Origin of the sequence: Paenarthrobacter nitroguajacolicus, from assembly GCF_029952445.1 — a bacterium.
Taxonomy (GTDB): domain Bacteria; phylum Actinomycetota; class Actinomycetes; order Actinomycetales; family Micrococcaceae; genus Arthrobacter; species Arthrobacter nitroguajacolicus_B.
The window spans coordinates 71,549-89,343 of sequence record NZ_JAQPPK010000017.1; the positions used below are offsets into that span (position 1 = coordinate 71,549).

Sequence of the window (17,795 nt, forward strand, 5' to 3'; positions counted from 1 at the left end):
GAATCCGGCGTTCGAGGCCGTGACTGTCCGGATGGGATATGTTGTTATCCGCCGTCGGTGCTGATGCCCGTCGCAGTACCCCCAGCTACATGCAGAACCTTGAGTCAGGAGCACCCGTGCCCAAAAGTCCACGTGATGGGATCGATGCGCAGATTCTTGCCGAACTCCGGCGCAACGCCCGCATCAGCCTGGCGCAGTTGGGCGAGAAGGTGCTCCTGTCCCGTAATGCGGTGCGGCAGCGGATCGAGCGGATGGAACGTGATGGCTACATCAACGGCTACACCATCAAGGAGTCCGCTGGAGAGGGCGCTCCGACAGTCAACGCGGTTCTCCTGGTCCAGCGGCAGGACAGAATGCGGGGCAGCGATGTCATTGCAGGGCTGCGTTCCATCCCGGAAATCACCACGTGCGATGTCGTCAGTGGCGAGCTCGACTTGGTGGTGAGGGTCGAAGCTCCGGACGCCGCCAGGATCCAGGAGATTTGGCGTGAGGTTTCCGAGTTTCCGGGTGTCCGCGACATCACCACTGCCTTGTCCCTCTCGACCGTCATTGACAGGCAGGCTCCCCGCTGAACATGCGGGAAGTTGGCCCCATCAGTGCCTCGGCCTCCGCAGGAAGGAGCAGTCCTTCGTTGACAGCGATCTCCAGGACGCTCCGTCCGGAGACCAGGGCCCGATGCGCCAGCCCGGCCGCCACCGTGTATCCAACGAAGGGCAGCAGCGCCGTCGCTTGACCGGTGGAGGCCCGTGCGCGCGAACGCAGCAATGCCTCGTTGGCCTCGACACCCGTGACGCACAGCTCCCTGAGGACATCGCAACCGTTGGTCAACCAGGAGACTGACTGGAGCAAGGCATGGGCGATGGCCGGCTCGAACGCGTTCAGCTGAAGCTGTCCGTTGTCGGCGGCCATGGTGACCGTCAGATCGGCGCCGGCGACGAAGAACGCGATCTGGTTAATGACTTCGGGGATCACCGGGTTGACCTTGCCGGGCATGATGGAAGAACCTGCCTGACGCGGGGGCAGGCGGATCTCCGCGAGTCCCGTCTGGGGTCCGCTGGAGAGCAGGCGCAGGTCGCTGCAGATCTTGGACAGTTTTATGGCGGTCCTCTTGAGCGTGCCGGAAAACGTCATGAACGCCCCGGTATCCCACGTCGCTTCGATGAAGTCCCGGGCACGAACCAACCGGACCCCGGTGACATCCGAGAGTGTGTCGATGACACGCTTTACATACAGAGGATCCGCGGTAATGCCGGTTCCGATGGCTGTGGCGCCCAGGCTGCATTCCTTCAGGAGGCCGGCTGCTTCGCCAAGGCGGCGGTGGTCCTCGTCCAAAGTGACGGAGAAGGCGGTGAACTCCTGCCCCAGAGTCATGGGCACGGCATCCTGCAATTGGGTCCGCCCGACCTTCGGGATGTCCGCGAAAGCCTGTCCGCGTTCGGCGAAGGAAGCCGACAAGAGTCCCAGACGGTCCAGGAGTTCCTCGACGGCGAACACCAAGGCCAATCGCACTGCCGTCGGGTAGACATCGTTGGTGGACTGGCATTTGTTGACGTGTCCGATCGGGTCGACCACTTCGTAGCTTCCCCGGGCATGGCCGAGCAATTCCAGCGCCAGGTTGGCGATCACTTCATTGGCGTTCATGTTCGTAGAGGTCCCGGCCCCTCCCTGCACGACGTCGATGGGGAAGGCATGGTCTACGCCTCCGGAAGCCACTGTGTCGCAGGCTGAGGCTATGGCCTGGCCGATATCTGCCGGGATCAGTCCGAGTCGGGAGTTGGTCAGCGCCGCAGCCTTCTTGACGCAGGCGAGAGCACGGACCAAGTGCCGGTGGGTTCCCAATTGGATACCACTGATCGGGAAGTTCAGGAGGGCCCGTTCAGTGTGGATACCCCACAGGGCGGAGTTGGGAACCGCCAATGTCCCGAGGCTGTCCTTTTCGATTCTCACCCCATTGCTCATGAGGTGATCGCGATGACTTTGGGCTGGGTCATTTCCTCATAGGCGAAGTGGACTCCCTCGCGCCCCATGCTGCCGTATTTGGAGCCGCCGAACGGCATGGCATCATGGCGATAATCGGAGGAATCGTTGATCATCACCCCACCGGCGTCGATCGCCTTCGCCGTTTTCAAGGCGCGGTTTAGGTCCTTGGTGAAGACTCCGGCCTGAAGTGCGTACTCGCTGTCGTTGGCCAGCCCGATGGCTTCGACGTCGGAGTCGAAAGGCTCGATCAGGACAACCGGGGCGAACAGCTCTTCGCTCCACGCCTCGCAGTTACGGGGCACGTTGGTCAGCACGGCCGGGGCCAGGACCGACCCGTGGACGGTGCCGCCGGTGAGCAGCCGCGCCCCCGCGGCAACGGCGTCATCAATCTTGCGCTTCGCCTCAGCGGCCGAGGCAGCACTGATCATCGGCCCGACGTCGGTCTGTTCCAGGCGCGGGTCGCCTGTTTTCAGAGCGGCCGTTTGGGTGACGAAGTCTCCGACGAAGGTATCGAAGACTGCCCGGTGGACCAGGATCCGCTGGGCGCCGATGCAGTTCTGCCCTGCCGCCCAGAAGGAACCGGACACACAGGCCTCGACGGCGGCCGGGATGTCGGCGTCCTCGAACACGATGACCGGGGCATTGCCGCCAAGTTCCATCGACAACCGCTTGAGACCGGCGTTCGCGGCAATGGCCCGTCCAGTGGCGAACCCACCCGTGAACGAGACCATCCGGACCAGCTTGGAGGAGATGATCGCCTGCGCAACGGACCGGTCTCCGAGGACCACTGTGGCGAAGTCCGCGGGCAGTCCTGCTTCGCGCAGCAGATCCACCAGGAGGATGGCCGTCAACGGTGTCAGTTGGGAGGGCTTGAGGATGACGGTGTTGCCGCCGGCTATCGCGGGCCCGAGTTTGTGCGCCACCAGGTTCAAAGCATCGTTGTAGGGGGTGATGGCTGCGATCAGGCCAAGGGGTTCTCGGGTGAACCAGCCCTGGCGGTTTTCCGAACCGGCGAAAGAGTCGAACGGGACCACTTCGCCGACGTTCCGGCGTGTCTCCGCGGCCGAGAGTTTGAGGGTGTTGACGGCGCGCGAGACTTCCTTGCGCGCCTGCCTGATGGTCTTGCCGGCCTCTAAAACTATCAGTTCGGCAACTTGTTGGGTACGCTGCTGAAGCAGGTCGGCGGCTGCGTCCAGGATCCGGCCACGTTCGTGGCGGGGCATGGCCGCGGCAGCCGGTGCCGCAGCGGCGGCACGGATGATTTCAAGCCCAACCTCCGCCTCAGTGCACTGCGACAACGTTGCCAGGATGCCGCCGTCGTACTTGTTGTGGACCACCAGGGAGCCGGTGGCTGTCGCCACAGGGGGCGCTGCGATTGCTGTTTCAGGCACGAACGGCTCCCTTGGCGAATTCGTCGACGGCGATAATGTCCGAGATGAGGGCGTAGGCGGTCTCCACGCGGCCAGCACCGGGGCCGGACACGGTGACGGCGCCGAGGAGGTCGGTGGTGAAAGAGACGGCGTTGGTGGCGCCGGAGATTCCGGCGAGCGGGTGCCCGGCCGGCAGGGCAACGGGCTGTACGACGGCGGTGACGGTTCCGTCGGCGTCGCGGCGGGCCTCGCCGATCAGCTTCCACCGGCAACCACGGGCCAGGGCGTCGGCGACGTCCTGGCTGGTGATGTCCTGGATCCCGGTGGTTTCGACATCGTTGGGATGGATGCCTGCGCCCAGCAGTTCGTTGGCCAGGATCGCGACCTTCAAGCGCACGTCCGAGCCACCGATGTCCGCGGTCGGATCGGCCTCCGCATACCCGAGCTCCTGGGCTTCTGCGATGGCCTGCTCAAGACCGAGGCCCGCTTCCATCCTGCCAAGAACGTAGTTGCTGGTTCCGTTGAGGATTCCTTGCACTGCTCTCAGCTCCAGGCCGCCGAGCACCTTGTGGGCCAGGCGGATCACGGGTGTACCGCTCATAACGGCGCCCTCGTACTCGAATCGAACGCCGTTGCTTGCGGCGATGGTACTCAACTCCTGGCCCTTCAAAGCCACCGGGCCCTTGTTGGTGGTCACCACATGCTTTCCTGACTCCAGGGCCCACCGAACGTGCGAGACTGCAGGTTCTCCGTCGATGGGGCTGGTGAAGGTGGCTTCGACGACGATGTCAGCCGGGCTGTTCTTGATGACATCTTCGTTGCGGGCCTCGGTGCTTCCGCCCGGCAATCCCTCGAAAGAGGAGCCACGGGGCATGGCAAGCACAGCTGCAAGGTCGATTCCCTCTCCCTGGACGAGTGAGCCAAAGGCGAGGTCCGTGATGGCCACGACACGGAGTTCGAAGCCGAGGTCAGCGAAGCGCCGGGGTTCGTCGCGGATAAGTTCGGCGAGGGCGCGGTTCACTCCGCCGAAGCCGATCAGGGCCAGGTTGTATGTCGTCATGTGGGCTCCTTGGTGGGGCTGGTTGTTGTCCTTCAAGCTTCTGTCCCGGGAGTGTCAGTTCCCTATGGGCGAAACGGCCGCCAGGGATGACGAAACGCCCAAATGCAATCACTTTTCGGCCCTTTCGATCGGCCACTACGCTGTAGCTGTGAACGAGCAACCAGATGTTGGCCCCTTTTTCCACGGTACGAAAGCCGATCTTCGGGCAGGAGATCTCCTCCGTGCGGGCTTCAGGTCGAACTACCGTCCGGAAGTGGTGATGAACCATATCTATTTCACGGCCCTGCGCGACGGTGCGGGCCTCGCCGCCGAGCTCGCTGCCGGCGGGGGGTGAACCGCGCGTGTATGAGGTGGAGCCGACCGGTACTTTCGAGGACGATCCGAATGTCACCGACAAGAAGTTTCCCGGCAACCCCACAAGGTCTTATCGCAGTTCGGCACCGCTGAAAGTGGTGGGGGAAGTCACCGACTGGACACGACTGGCGCCGGAGGCCCTGAAGGCGTGGAAGGATCGTTTGGCCGCGATCCTTGAGGACGAACGTGGTGAAATCATCAATTGACGCCGGGTGCCATCGGGGACTACTTGTCGCAAAGTAATAAGCATGCTTGGCTTATTGAAATGGCCCGGTAAGGCGGGCCCGGCAGTGGAGGCGGCATGCCAAAGACCGGGAAGAACCATCACGCCCGCAAGGATGAATTGCCTTCGACCTTGCAGCGTTCGGAGCAGAAGGCCCAGGACACCTTCGCCAAGACCTACGACTCTGCGATGGAGTCCTACGACGACGACTCGAGCCGGGCTGCCCGCACCGCTTTCGCTTCCCTGAAACACAGCTACGAGAAGGTCGGAGACCACTGGGAGCCCAAGGAAGAGCGCGGTCCTTCCGATGCGCACGCCGAAGAAGGCATCGACTCGACCAAGCCAACAGCTGGGGGAGTGGATGCCAATGCATCGAAGGCGCACCTTTACCAGAGGGCGCAACAGCTTGGTATCAAAGGCCGTTCGAAGATGACCAAAGATGAGCTGGTGCAAGCGCTGCAAAAGGCCAATGACGCGGCCACCCGGAAGGCGCGCGAGGGCTGAAGCCGAAAATGCCTTGGGCAGGGCCACCGATGTGGTGGCCCTGCCCAAGATGCGCCGGTATCCCTTCCTGCGCCCGTCCATCGGGCTACCTGTTGCGGCGGTGTGCAGGATGTGGTCCCCGGCGCTCACCGGGAAGACTGCGCCCGGCGACTCTCGACGGCGTTCTGCCGCGAATTCTGCCCTACATGATTCCGGTGGGAACCAGCAGTGCCCATGCCAGGGCCGGGGCTACGAGAACCACGCCGCCCGCGTAGGCCATGAGCTGCTTGTACACGCGCTGGCGGTCTTCGTCGCGGGCGTTGGCGACAACCAAGGCTCCATCGGTGGAGAAGGGCGATACATCCACCACGGTTGCGGCGATGGCCAAGGCTGCCACAGTTCCTGAGGCACTGAGGGAGCTCGTTGCCAGCAGGGGCCCGGCCAGGGGAATGAAGGCAGTAAGGAGTGCGGTGGAGGAAGCGAAGGCAGATCCAACGCCAATGACGTAGCAGAGGACCAGAGCGATGAGCAGCGGTGCGCCCAAAGCCAGGGCCATCTCGGCGAGGGTGTCGATCACGCCGACGTGCTGGAGCAAGGAAACGTACGTGATCATGCCCGCCACCAGCAGGACGGTGGACCAGGAGACGCCGCTGATAAAGGTCTTGTGCTCCTTGATGTTGACGAACGCCAACAGCAAACCGGCCGACAAGGCTACGAAGCCAATCGGCATGTGGAAGCCGAGGGTGCAGACGAGGATCGCGAGGATGAGCGCCAGCGTGAGTAGCTGCTGTCCACCGGGACGTCCAACGCGGGCGGTGTCCAGGCCTGCATATTCGTTGGAGTGCTTGTCGCGAAGCTTGCCCATCAGGGCGAAGATCACGATTGTCAGCGCCGACAGAATGAGGTTCAAGGCGAAGCTGGCAAGGAACAGGGCACCTTGGTCGATGGGGAAGTCATTCTTGTGTGCAATGTCGTGGACGAGGACGCCGGCAACGGACAAGGGCGAGAAGCCTCCGGCATGTGCTCCGTTGATGACGAAAGCGCCCATGAGGACCGGGTGGATGCGGGATTCGTAGGCCAAGCCCAGTGCGGCCGGTGCCAGCAGCGCAACAGCCGCCGGGCTGAAGGTCCCGAGCGCCGTGAGGGCCGCGGCCATGAGGAAAAAGACCCACGGCAGGAGCAGGGTCTTGCCCCTGACCATCCTGACGCAACTTTGGACGATGATGTCGATCGAGCCGTTCCGCTGCGCCATGCTGAAGAAGTAGGTGACGCCAATGATGGTCAGGACGATGCTGGCAGGGAACTCCTCGAGAATCTGCTTGTCCGTCATTCCCAGCACGAAGTAGCCGACGCCGAAGGAGGCCACCAGCCCCATCACGCCGATGTTCAGCGGCCACTTGGTCGCGACGACGAACATCACCACAAGTATGACCAGCGGGATAATCTGCGTGGCGGTCATGGTCGGCTCCGATTCAGGGGTGGCCGCAGGGTTGAAGATGGCACCCCCGAACAGGATGGCGACCAGGCCAAGGATGACGGAAGCGGCAACCGTTATCAGCAGGATACGGCGGTGGATGCCGGGACGATTGGAAGGCTGTTCCCGGATGTCGCTCCCTGCTTCGGGAGCCGGTTGGTAGATAGTTTTGGCCATGGTGTTAACTCCTCATCGAGTGGCTGTTTCCAGAGAGGCTTCGACGACGTTGCCGAGGGTCTCGGGGAGGTGAATGATGCTGGTGGCGATGGTGCGGGCTGTCCGATCAACGCCCACCAGGACGGACCCCTGCTGCTCTTCGCTCCATGTTTCGATGACCCCGGCGGGTGTCCGGAGTTTCAGCGTCGGACGGGCTGTATAGCCTGTGATGACGCTGAGCACCGTGCCCGGAGTGCGGGCGGCAAGCGTCAGGGCGATGCTGCCGGTGATTGCCAGGGCCGGATGCGGCTTGCCCATTGAGAGCATCATGACGTTGACATCGGTATGTGGGTCGGACTCGCTTGGTGGCCCGGCAATGGCCAGCTTTGGAACGGCGCGGGCAGCTTGCCCGGGCGTTGTTGCCATCCCCATCCGCACGGCTGCCTGCCGCCGAATGGAGTCCAAAGTGTCCAGGTGCTGCTCGACGACGTCTTTCCATGCGTCGTAGCGGACCGCGTTCAGGCCCAGATCTTCGGCCCGGACAATGACCACGGGTGCTCCTGCATCCACCATCGATACGGTCCAGGGCTTTCCGTCGGCAACTACGGTGTCGCTTGCCGCTCCGGTGGGCAGCAGCTCTCCGGTGGTCTTGCCGGCCGGGTCCTGGAAGCCGAGTCCCACCTTGAAGCCAGGAAAAGCAACGCCTGGCATCTGCGCGTCGGGGACGATGGGCAAGGCTCCAGTGGGAGTGGCGACCTGTTGGATGATGACCTGGCCGGTGTTGGTATTGCGGGTGACAATCCGTGTGACGTCGCCTTGTGGGGTGACCCAGCCCTTCTCAATGGCGTAAAGACCCACCACGGCTGAACAGTTCCCGCAGTTGCTGCCCCAGTCAACCGTGGCTTCCTCTATGCCTACCTGGGCGAAGGTGAATTCCACGTCAACAGATGGGTCCGAGGGGCGCCGAACGATCATCGCCTTGCTGGTGGTGGAGGTTGCCCCGCCTACACCGTCGATTTGCCGGGAGTCGGGACTCCCGAAGAGGCGGGGCAGCAACTGGTCCAGGTCCATGCGGGTTTCGTTCAGGTTTTCCGTTTCGAAGACCCAGCACTTGCTGGTGCCTCCGCGCATCCATTCAGCTTCTATCTTCATGTGTCCTGCACTCCTTCTGCCGTTGCCCGGCGGGCTCTTCAATCAGCATGAGCCGCATCACACATGAAGACAATGTGCAATATCTGAGGAGGGATGTAGCACTACTTAATTCACTGTGGTCAGTAGCAAAATTCGAACACCTCTTCTCAGCGTGGAAGTGTTTTGGGACGGGTTGAGGCGGTCAAACTGGGCCTACCTGTATAGAATTAACCGAATACGCAGAAGGGTGTGAAATTGCTTAACGATGAAGCCCAAAATTTATACGACATCCGCAGGCTGGCCCTGCTGGTGGAGGTGGTGGAACAGGGGTCCATCACTGCAGCGGCAGACATCATGATGTACACCCCGTCCGCGGTATCGCAGCAATTGCGCAAACTTGAACAAGAGGTGGGCCAACCCCTCCTCAACCGGCGCTCCCGCGGAGTGGTGCCCACGGAAGCGGGGCAAGTACTGGCAGGCCATGCACGCAAAATCGTTGGACAGATAAGGGCAGCCCAGTCCGATCTGGACCAGATCGCAGGCCTGCGTCGGGGGTCACTGACCATCGGCACCTTCCCCACACTGGCGGGCTCGTTCCTCCCTGTGGTGATCCGAGCCTTCAAGAAGCGTTACCCGGCCATCGGCCTGTCGGTTCGCAGTGCGCGGTTCGATGAGTTGGTCTCCGACCTTGAGTCCGGGGTCACTGGCCTGTGCCTGCTCTGGGACTATCCATGGAATCCCTTCCACGACGAATCGATCAGGACTACGGAAGTCTTCCAGGAGAGCACCGTCATCCTCGTGGCAAAAGGACATCCATTGGCGGACCGCGACGAAGTATCCATGGGCGAGCTCAGGAAGGAATCATGGATCGTCCGCGCCGAGGCCCACCCTGTGGTGGAGGTCCTCCAGCGCTCGGCACACGACGCCGGCTTTGAACCAACCATCGGATTCCTGGCCAATGATTACCAGGAGGCGCAGGCAATGGTGAGTGTCGGCATGGGGGTGGCCATGGTGCCAAAAACGGCTGTGGCCTTGCAGCACCCCGACGTCAGGGTGCTCAGTCTTGGCTCGAGCGCCCCGCTCCGGCGCGTGCTGCTTGCCCAACGCCAGGACAAGGTTTACGCCCCGGCGGAAGTGGCCTTCCACACCACCCTCCTGGAAATCGCCCGGGAGCGGGCTGGCGAGTACATCTGACGAATCGCGGCCGATGGGACGTTCCCCGCGCCGGACCGTTATTGCCGCGACTGTCAGCTCAAATGGTCGAAGTCGCCGCGGGCCCAGGCGGCGTGGCGTTCTGCTGATTGGCGCAGCACAGTGCGAGCGCCAGAATTGATGATGTTGTTGAAGTTCCCATAAATCCGGTCAAAAGTGAGTTCCGCCAGCTGGTCCGCGATCCGCAACGCTACCGCGCCGGAAAGGGGCAGGTGGTTCGGATAGCTCCGCATGAAAGCAATGGAGCGACGATCCGGATTCGGAAATACGCTGTCGCCGGTGAGCAGGACGCCCCGACCATCCGCACCAGCTGCCCAGTGCGCCACGGCACTGCCGGGGAAATGGCCGCCGGTTTGGTGCAAAACCAGCCCTTCAGCAACCCTCGTGCTACCGGACCAACACGTGATCCTGGGATCCTCGCGTCCCAACCAGCCGCGGTCAGCATCCGCCACCAGGATGGGTACTCCTCCGAGCCGCTGTGACCATTCCACCTGAACGCCAAACATATGTGGATGACTCGACGCGATGGCCAGAACCGGGCCATGCTGCAGCACGGCTTCCACCAGGTTGTCATCCACGTAGCCAATCGGATCCCAGAGCAGCGAGCCTTCCTCGGTCACCACGAGCTGTGCGGTCTGGCCAATACCAACCTTGGGCTTGGTTCCGATTCCGATGAGACCCGGCTCGTTCGCGATGAATGTGCCCTGCTGACCCGCCTGTGACAGCTCCTCCAGCGTGAGCCACCGCTGTCCGTCCTCGGGTACGTACTGCCGTTCATCGGCACAGATCGGGCAGAGTACCGGAACCGGTTCATCGCGCTCGACGCCGCAAGCCGCACAGATCAGCATTCTTGTCCCCTCCCAGGCATCTGCCCAGAATATGGCAATTGGCTGCCTCCCTGGAAGTGAAATCACGTTGTCCACCCAGGCCGTCATGGGGCCCAAATATGCATGTGAGGGTTTTCACCTGCATAGTTAATGTCTTGGGCTCGCATTGATGGGTACAGTCACCGCAAGAATGCAGCACGGAAATGAACAGGGGCTCGACTTTGGCAGGGAATGCAACCTTCCGGCACAGCAACACCGCATTGCTCTCAGTGAGCAGCGTCGAAGCTCCGAGAATTGTGAGCTCGACGGACTTTGACCACAGGCTGGCTGCCACCCTGAAACGGCTCAAGTTTCCGCCGCGCTTGCTGGAGCGCGTAGCCGGCATCACCCATCGCCGGTGGTGGGCGGCCGGGACCTCGTTCGACGACGCTGCTGTGGACGCCGGTGCCAAGGCCCTGGCGGAGGCCGGCGTCGAAGCTTCGGAAATCGGGCTCCTGATCAATACCTCGGTCACCAGGCGAAACCTTGAACCGTCAGTGGCCGTCAAAATCCACCACGAACTTGGTTTGCCGTCCTCCGCCATGAATTTCGATTTGGCCAACGCGTGCCTCGGTTTCGTCAACGGCCTGATTTTGGCCGCCAACATGATCGACTCCGGCCAGATCAAGTATGCCGTGATTGTCAATGGCGAGGACGCCCAGAGCACCCAGGAAGCCACCCTGGAACGCCTGCAGCGGCCAGAGACTACGCGTGAAGATTTCAATCGCGAATTCGCCACCCTCACGCTGGGGTCAGGCGCTGCCGCGGCCGTTCTTGGTCCGGCGAACGAACACCCGGGAGGGCATCGGCTCATCGGTGGCGTCATGCGCGCAGGCACCGAACACCACGAATTGTGCGTAGGCGGTATCGACGGAATGACCACCGACACCAAGGGCCTGCTGGATGGGGGCCTTCAGCTGGTGGTTGATGCCTGGCACGAGGCCCAGCCGGAGTGGGACTGGTCTGCCATGGACCGGTACGTCACGCATCAGGTCAGCAATGCCTACACCCAGGCGATCATCAACGCCATCGACCTGGACCCTGACAGGGTTCCCATTACGTTCCCGCATTGGGGAAACGTGGGTCCTGCGTCGCTGCCCATGACGCTCGCGGCCGAGTCCCAGTCACTGAACTCCGGAGACCGCGTCCTGTGTATGGGCGTCGGTTCGGGCTTGAACGCAGGGATGGTGGAGATCGTTTGGTAGCCTCCAGCTGGCCCGGCGTCGACCCTGAATGGTCACGGACAATTCGAGTCAAGTCGACGTCGGCGGTAGATTCACCTGGCACGACGCACCGCTGGCACATCCTGGATAACGGGGCCCAACTTGCCCGCCGCGGCCTGACACCGGCCGGCACTTTGCTGTGCGTCCATGGAAACCCAACCTGGTCCTATCTTTGGCGGACCTTGGTGGCCGCCGGATCGGATCCGGTCCACCCGTGGCGCGTTATCGCCGTCGACCAATTGGACATGGGTTATTCGGAGCGAACCGGCACCTTCCGCCGCTTGCAGGACCGGGTGAATGACCTGGGTGACCTGAGCGATGCCCTGGGCCTGGACGGACCGGTAACCACTGTTGGCCACGATTGGGGTGGCGTCATCAGCCTGGGCTGGGCCTTGGCACACCCGAAACAGCTGGCCGGGGTGGTCCTGACAAACACCGCAGTCAACCAACCCTCGGGCTCCAGCCTTCCGCCGGCCCTGCAGCTCGCCTTGCACCCGGCTGTACACCAATGGGGGACCACTACCTCTGACGCGTTTCTCAGGGTGACCCACTCCCTGGCCCATCCGCCGTTGCCCACCGATGTCCGGAGGGCTTATATGGCTCCGTATCGTGGCGCACTTCGTCGCTCCGGCGTGGGAAATTTCGTGGCGGACATACCCGTGGATGAAGCCCACCCAAGTTTTTCGGCGCTGCAGGAGATTGCCCAGGGCCTCCGCAGCCTTAGCGTCCCGGCCTTGATGCTCTGGGGCCCCAGGGACCCGATTTTTTCAGACAGGTACCTCAAGGACCTTGTGGAACGCATGCCGCACGCCGACGTGCACCGCTTCGAAGGTGCAGGACACCTGGTGGCCGAAGACCGCGACATAGCATCGCCCCTCTTCCATTGGCTCAGCAGCCGTGGCGGAGTCGCCGGCACGGGCTCGGCAGGAGAGGACGATCCGGACTTCCGGCCCTTCTGGGATTCCGTCGAGGTATTGGCTGGTGGGACGGGCAGCGGGGAGACCGCCGTTGCCGAAATGGGGCCCGACGGAAAAGTCAGCCGGTCAATGAGCTGGCAGCAACTGCACCGGAACATCCTTGACCTTGAAAACGGGCTTAGGGAAGCCGGGGTGGCACGCGGCACGCGGGTGAGCCTGATGGTCCCGCCCGGCGTGGATCTGACCGTGACGCTCTACGCCTGCCTGCGGTTGGGAGCCGTTGTGGTGGTGGCTGACGCCGGGCTGGGAACAAAGGGCCTGAGCCGGGCAGTGAAAGGTGCCACCCCCGATTTCATCATTGGGATCGACAAGGCACTTGCCGCCGCATCGCTGTTTGCTTGGCCAGGACGGCGGATCAGCGTCCGTGACCTCCCGGCCGGACGCCGTCGAATGCTCCGGGTTGAGACTTCGCTGGACGCTTTGGCGAGGAAGGGCGGAGACTCGACGGGAAAACCCGCGGACCATTCCGACCCCGACGCGCCAGCTGCAGTGCTGTTCACCTCAGGTTCCACCGGACCTGCAAAAGGGGTCCTGTACACACACCGCCAGCTGACGGCGATGCGGGACACAGTCGCCGGAACCTTCGGCATCCGAGCAGGCTCAAGGCTTGTTGCGGGATTCGCACCGTTCGCTTTGCTGGGTCCGGCCCTTGGAGCGGTATCAGTGACGCCGGACATGGACGTTACCGCGCCGGGCACGCTGACGGCCCGGGCGCTGGCTGACGCGGTTGCGGCCATCGCGGCGACTGTGGTGTTTGCCGCTCCGGCTGCGTTGCGCAATGTCGTGGCCACAGCGGACGCCCTGGACGGATCGGGGCGGGAGGCCTTGAACAACGTCAGCATGCTGTTGTCCGCCGGTGCACCGGTACCGGAGCCACTGCTGGCGCGCGTCCAGGAAGTGCTGCCCCAAGCATCGTTGCACACCCCCTACGGGATGACCGAAGCGCTTCCCGTCACCGATATCAGCTTCGAGCAAATCCAGGAAGCCGCAGCTGAAGCGGCCGCCGGCAGCGTCCCCGGTGCCGGCAATGGTGTGTGCGTGGGGACTCCCGTCCACGGTGCCCGCCTGGCCGTCATACCCTTGGACGCAGAGGGCAGGGCTCCCGGTTCCAGTCCGGTGACCACGCCTGGCGTCACAGGTGAAATCCTGGTCAGCGCGCCGCACGTCAAGGAGTCCTACGACAGGCTTTGGCTGACACAGCAGCAGAGCGTCAATCCGGCAGGCTGGCACCGAACCGGGGACGTTGGGCATTTCGACGCCGCGGGCCGGCTTTGGGTGGAAGGCCGCCTGCCCCACGTGGTGACCGCGCCGGCGACCGTGGTGACGCCGGTCGGCGTCGAACAGGCTATTGAACGCCTCGATAGCGTTCGCCTGGCTGCCGTTGTCGGAGTGGGTCCGGTTGGCACCCAAGCCGTTGCCGCCGTCGTCGAGACAGTACCGCCCGTACGCAAAGCGGGTCCTGCGACACAGCAACTCGCCGGGAGTGTCCGGCGCGCTGCGCGAGCGGTGAGCGTCGATGTGTCGGCAGTGCTGGCGGTACCCGCGCAGCCAACTGACATCCGGCATAACGCGAAGATCGACAGGACCCGCCTTGCCCGCTGGGCAACACGGGTCCTGGCCGGTGGCCGTCCGGGAAAGCCATGAGGGTCCTTGTCACGGGCGCCAGCGGGCTGCTCGGGAGCGAAGTGGCCCGGACCCTCGTGCGCCAAGGACACGAGGTCACCACTTTCCAGCGGCGGCCCTCAGGCGTCGACGGCGCCTTGGACATCCTCGGATCGGTGACGGATGACGACGACGTCCGGCGCGCGGTCGATGGGGCGGAGGGAATCATCCATTTGGCTGCGAAGGTTTCCTTTGCCGGCAAAGCCGTTGACTTCCAGAACGTCAACGTTGAAGGAACCCGCCGGCTGCTTGAACGGGCCAGGGCTGCGGGCGTGCAGGACACAGTGTTTGTCTCTTCTCCATCAGTGGCGAACTCGGGGAGCGCCATCGCCGGGCTAGGTGCCGAACCGGCCGATCCGCAACGCGCGCATGGCAACTACTCGCGCACGAAGGCCGAAGCGGAACTCCTGGCCCTGGGGTTCGATGCGCCCGGGTTCCGCGTCGCTGCGATCCGCCCGCACATTGTGTGGGGTCCCGGCGATACCCAACTGGTGGAGCGCGTATTGGCGCGGGCCGGCCACAACCGTCTGCCTCTCCTTGATGCCGGGGCGGCCCTCATCGACACCACGTATGTGGACAATGCCGCGTCCGCGATTGTTGCCGCCCTGCACCGGATGGATCACGTCCACGCTAGGTCGTTGGTAGTAACCAACGGGGAGCCGCGCCCCATTGGAGAGCTTCTGGCCGATATCTGTACTGCAGGGGGAGTCCAGGCGCCGTCGTGGAAGGTGCCTGGAGCTGTGGCGAGAACAGCAGGGGTCGTGGTTGAAAAACTATGGACCTGGGCAAAGCGCAGCGAGGAACCCCCTATGACGAGGTTCCTGGCCGAGCAGCTTTCAACGGCACATTGGTTTGACCAACGCGAGACGCGCCGGCTCCTCGATTGGGCACCGGTCGTCTCCCTTGATGAGGGACTGGCCAGGTTGTCGGACCACTACGCAAGGACCCCCTACCCTAAGGGCTGATCGAGGCGTGCGTGGAGTTGGCGAAGGGCCAACAGCGGGAACAGCAGGACAGAGAGCATGCCCGCCCCGACGAGGGCCGACGCGATTCCGCTGGAGATCAAACCATGATCCGTGCCAATAGCCGTCACGGCCACAACCACGGGCAGGCCTGTGGCACCAAAAAGGATGATGGCCCGCTTGCCGGCGCGTGAGGAGCCCCTCGGCGCTGCCAGGAGGGACGGTAGGCCGCGCACCACCAGGAGCAGGACCAGGAACAAGGGAACCATCGCCAAGGCCAAAGGGCTGGAGGTCAACGCATCGAGCTTGAAGTCGATGCCAGTGTCGATAAAGAAGACCGGTACCAGGAAGCCGAAGGCCACGGCATCGATCTTCCGCTCGATGACTGTCCGGTCTGCTTCAGGGGCCCTGGCGATGGCTACCTTCCAGAGAACGCCGGCCGCGAAGGCGCCCAACAGCATATCCAGTCCCAGCAGCATGCTCAGCACCACGAGCGAGCTGAGGATCAACATGATGGACCGGACGGCGAATTGTCCACTGGTGTGAAGGGTCCGGGTGACTTGGGAGTGGAAGAGCGTATGCCGTGAGCGCGAGGCGAGCAAGATCGCCACAACGGTCAGGAGGACGAAGCCAAGTAGCACACCTGATGCCGTTCCAAGCTGCCGCCCACTGAAAAACAGCGAGATGGCAACGAGCGGGCCGAACTCGCCCACCGCCCCCAGCGCAGTGACTCCTATTCCGATAGGGGTCTTCGCTTCTCCTGCATCGCGGAGGATAGGCAGCAGGGTCCCCAGGGCGGTGGAGGAAAGCGCGACGCCGATGATCACCGCTGCTTCGGCCGCGGACACCAGCGCGAACCCCGCAGCTATGCCGGCGGCCAGCGACACGATCCAGCCGGCAGATGCCCGCATGATGGGCCGGCCACGGATGGACGTGAAATCGATCTCGTTGCCCGCCACAAAAAACAGCATGGCGAGCCCAAAATCCGCCAAGGTATCGGTGAACTGTGTGGACTGGACCCATCCCAGGACGCTTGGTCCCAGAAGCATTCCCAGGAGGATCTCGAACACGACGATGGGGATCTTGACTCTCCGCTCCACAAAGCGGGCGGCAAGGGGTGCGGCAACGGCCATGGCCGCGATGAGGACCAGCGACACGGACAAGCTTTGCATCACGGGTTCCTTCTGTCTTCGGGTCGCTTCCAGGGAGGATGCCCTGCCAGCGACGGCTGGCCATTCAGGGCCGGCTGGCCCGTCAGGGTCGCCCGGGCCATTCCCTGCCCGCCCAGGGATCATAGTCCGCGATGAGCTCCTCCTGTACTGGCCGTCCACGCTCCGGAACATGCTGCAGGTTGACCCTGACCCGGTACCAGAGGGAGCTGGATCCCCGCATCCCATCCACCAGGATGTCAGCCGGATGCAGGTTCGAAACGACGTCCGGGTGGTTGCCTTTCCATTCCTCCAACGCAGCCATTGCCTCGGGCTTGGTCTTGGTCCGCGCTATCTCGATAAGGGGCATCGTTGAGGTCCGCCGACCAGAGCCGTCACCGGAACGTGGCGCCTTTTCAGCCGGACCGAGTTCCGCGGCCAAAGCGAGCAGTTGGTCGAGCGAACCAACCTCGTTATCGATACCGGCATGCGGGTCACCGTAGGCCGCGAACCGCTCGGGCACAGTAAGAACAGTGAACTGCTCCGGTCGGACGGAGCGGACGTCATCCCAGCCAAGAGGCATTGAGACGCGGGCGTCGGGCCGCGAACGAACGGAGTAGGCGGAAGCTACGGTCCGGTCCTTGGCATTTTGGTTGAAGTCGACGAAAACGCTCTCGCCGCGTTCTTCCTTCCACCACCTGGCAGTTGCGAGGCCTGGCGCCCTGTTCTCCACTTCCCGGGCAAGAGTCTCGGCTGCCAAGCGCACATCGCGGAAGGACCATCGAGGATCGATCCGCACCAGGATGTGCAGACCCCGGGAGCCGCTGGTCTTCGGCCAGCCCACAAGGCCGACGTCGCCCAGCACCTCGCGAGCCACATAGGCAGTGTCCACAATCTGTGACCAATCGACGCCCGGCATGGGGTCAAGGTCCACGCGCAGTTCGTCCGGGTGGTCCAGGTCCTCGGCCCTTACCGGGTGCGGGTTGAGGTCCAGGCAGCCAAGATTGACCACCCAAGCCAAACCTGCGGCATCGCGGATCACGGTCTCTTCTGCGGAGGTCCCTGACGAATAATGCAGCGTAGCTGTGTGGATGAAGTCCGGATGGTTCTCCGGCACACGCTTCTGGAAGAACGGCTCAGCGTCGATGCCCTTCGGGAAGCGCTTGAGCACCATGGGCCTGCCGCCGGCGCCGCGAAGTGCGCCCTCGGAGACGGCCAGATAGTACTTGACCAAATCGAGCTTGGATATCCCGGGCTCTGGAAAGATCACCTTGTCCGGATTGGAGATGCGGACTTCGGTGCCGCCTATGTCCAGGATCTCCGCCGGTGTCTTGGAGGGGCTCATGCGGTCACGCTAGCAATGAACACCGGATCCAACCAGAGCACGCGAAGGAAAATTGAAACCCCGGGTGCCTGCCGTGTTCGAACAAATTCCCGACTGGCTTAAAAAACATAAGTAGGTATGGTGTTGGCATAGGCATAAATAGGGAGATGACAATGTCGGGTAAATCACC

The 17,795-nt window shown here is 63.2% G+C and carries 14 protein-coding genes and 1 pseudogene; 7 read left to right on the top strand and 8 right to left on the bottom strand.

Going from position 1 to position 17,795, the window contains the following annotated elements; all coding sequences use genetic code 11:
- The first annotated feature begins 116 nt into the window (after window positions 1-116).
- Window positions 117-572, top strand: a complete 456-nt coding sequence (locus PJL15_RS13890) for an Lrp/AsnC family transcriptional regulator (protein ID WP_281451731.1) — start codon at window positions 117-119, stop codon at window positions 570-572.
- Here PJL15_RS13890 and PJL15_RS13895 read toward each other — a convergent pair.
- The 3 genes from PJL15_RS13895 to PJL15_RS13905 are packed head-to-tail and all read right to left on the bottom strand — an operon-like array spanning window position 547 to window position 4,410.
- Complete coding sequence (locus tag PJL15_RS13895) at window positions 547-1,947, bottom strand: aspartate ammonia-lyase (RefSeq protein WP_281451732.1); 1,401 nt, start codon at window positions 1,945-1,947, stop codon at window positions 547-549. The genes PJL15_RS13890 and PJL15_RS13895 overlap by 26 nt on opposite strands.
- A gap of 8 nt (window positions 1,948-1,955) precedes the next feature.
- Complete coding sequence (locus PJL15_RS13900; RefSeq protein WP_281451733.1) at window positions 1,956-3,371, bottom strand: aldehyde dehydrogenase family protein; 1,416 nt, start codon at window positions 3,369-3,371, stop codon at window positions 1,956-1,958.
- A complete protein-coding gene (locus tag PJL15_RS13905; protein WP_281451734.1) occupies window positions 3,364-4,410 on the bottom strand; it encodes a homoserine dehydrogenase in 1,047 nt (348 codons plus the stop codon). Before PJL15_RS13905 ends, PJL15_RS13900 begins: the two co-directional genes overlap by 8 nt.
- A gap of 127 nt (window positions 4,411-4,537) precedes the next feature.
- On the opposite strand from PJL15_RS13905, the pseudogene arr reads away from it, so the two are divergent.
- Window positions 4,538-4,970, top strand: a pseudogene (gene arr, locus PJL15_RS13910) (NAD(+)--rifampin ADP-ribosyltransferase).
- 95 nt (window positions 4,971-5,065) lie between these two features.
- On the top strand, window positions 5,066-5,491 hold the full coding sequence (locus PJL15_RS13915; RefSeq protein ID WP_281451735.1) for a ChaB family protein: 426 nt from the start codon (window positions 5,066-5,068) through the stop codon (window positions 5,489-5,491).
- A gap of 181 nt (window positions 5,492-5,672) precedes the next feature.
- Here the strand turns inward: PJL15_RS13915 and PJL15_RS13920 are convergent, their stop codons facing one another.
- A complete protein-coding gene (locus PJL15_RS13920; protein ID WP_281451736.1) occupies window positions 5,673-7,121 on the bottom strand; it encodes an SLC13 family permease in 1,449 nt (482 codons plus the stop codon).
- Between the two features lie 12 nt (window positions 7,122-7,133).
- Entirely contained in the window at window positions 7,134-8,252 is a 1,119-nt protein-coding gene (locus PJL15_RS13925; protein WP_281451737.1) for a PrpF domain-containing protein, read from the bottom strand.
- A gap of 234 nt (window positions 8,253-8,486) precedes the next feature.
- On the opposite strand from PJL15_RS13925, the gene PJL15_RS13930 reads away from it, so the two are divergent.
- Window positions 8,487-9,425: a LysR family transcriptional regulator gene (locus tag PJL15_RS13930; protein ID WP_281451767.1), complete on the top strand. Its 939-nt coding sequence runs from the start codon at window positions 8,487-8,489 to the stop codon at window positions 9,423-9,425.
- A 53-nt stretch (window positions 9,426-9,478) separates the two neighbouring features.
- On the opposite strand, the gene PJL15_RS13935 is transcribed toward PJL15_RS13930, so the two are convergent.
- Window positions 9,479-10,291, bottom strand: a complete 813-nt coding sequence (locus PJL15_RS13935; protein ID WP_281451738.1) for a hydrolase — start codon at window positions 10,289-10,291, stop codon at window positions 9,479-9,481.
- Between the two features lie 200 nt (window positions 10,292-10,491).
- Here PJL15_RS13935 and PJL15_RS13940 point away from each other — a divergent pair, with 200 nt between their 5' ends.
- From PJL15_RS13940 to PJL15_RS13950, 3 genes are read left to right on the top strand one after another with little or no spacing between them, the layout of a single operon-like run.
- Window positions 10,492-11,514, top strand: coding sequence for a 3-oxoacyl-ACP synthase III (locus tag PJL15_RS13940; protein WP_281451739.1), 1,023 nt, complete (start codon window positions 10,492-10,494; stop codon window positions 11,512-11,514).
- On the top strand, window positions 11,508-14,153 hold the full coding sequence (locus tag PJL15_RS13945; protein ID WP_281451740.1) for an alpha/beta fold hydrolase: 2,646 nt from the start codon (window positions 11,508-11,510) through the stop codon (window positions 14,151-14,153). The genes PJL15_RS13940 and PJL15_RS13945 overlap by 7 nt, the downstream gene beginning before the upstream one ends.
- Window positions 14,150-15,136, top strand: a complete 987-nt coding sequence (locus PJL15_RS13950) for an NAD-dependent epimerase/dehydratase family protein (RefSeq protein WP_281451741.1) — start codon at window positions 14,150-14,152, stop codon at window positions 15,134-15,136. The genes PJL15_RS13945 and PJL15_RS13950 overlap by 4 nt, the downstream gene beginning before the upstream one ends.
- Here PJL15_RS13950 and PJL15_RS13955 read toward each other — a convergent pair.
- Complete coding sequence (locus PJL15_RS13955) at window positions 15,121-16,305, bottom strand: cation:proton antiporter (RefSeq protein WP_281451742.1); 1,185 nt, start codon at window positions 16,303-16,305, stop codon at window positions 15,121-15,123. The two genes, PJL15_RS13950 and PJL15_RS13955, sit on opposite strands and share 16 nt — an antisense overlap.
- A gap of 82 nt (window positions 16,306-16,387) precedes the next feature.
- On the bottom strand, window positions 16,388-17,626 hold the full coding sequence (gene ligD, locus PJL15_RS13960) for a non-homologous end-joining DNA ligase (protein WP_281451743.1): 1,239 nt from the start codon (window positions 17,624-17,626) through the stop codon (window positions 16,388-16,390).
- Window positions 17,627-17,795: the final 169 nt, after the last annotated feature.

Bases quoted from the DNA above. Each gene is read 5' to 3' on its own strand.
- ligD (WP_281451743.1), bottom strand. From the start codon at position 17,626: ATGAGCCCCTCCAAGACACCGGCGGAGATCCTGGACATAGGCGGCACC.
- PJL15_RS13915 (WP_281451735.1), top strand. From the start codon at position 5,066: ATGCCAAAGACCGGGAAGAACCATCACGCCCGCAAGGATGAATTGCCT.
- PJL15_RS13935 (WP_281451738.1), bottom strand. From the start codon at position 10,291: ATGCTGATCTGTGCGGCTTGCGGCGTCGAGCGCGATGAACCGGTTCCG.
- PJL15_RS13920 (WP_281451736.1), bottom strand. From the start codon at position 7,121: ATGGCCAAAACTATCTACCAACCGGCTCCCGAAGCAGGGAGCGACATC.
- PJL15_RS13950 (WP_281451741.1), top strand. From the start codon at position 14,150: ATGAGGGTCCTTGTCACGGGCGCCAGCGGGCTGCTCGGGAGCGAAGTG.
- PJL15_RS13925 (WP_281451737.1), bottom strand. From the start codon at position 8,252: ATGAAGATAGAAGCTGAATGGATGCGCGGAGGCACCAGCAAGTGCTGG.
- PJL15_RS13905 (WP_281451734.1), bottom strand. From the start codon at position 4,410: ATGACGACATACAACCTGGCCCTGATCGGCTTCGGCGGAGTGAACCGC.
- PJL15_RS13955 (WP_281451742.1), bottom strand. From the start codon at position 16,305: ATGCAAAGCTTGTCCGTGTCGCTGGTCCTCATCGCGGCCATGGCCGTT.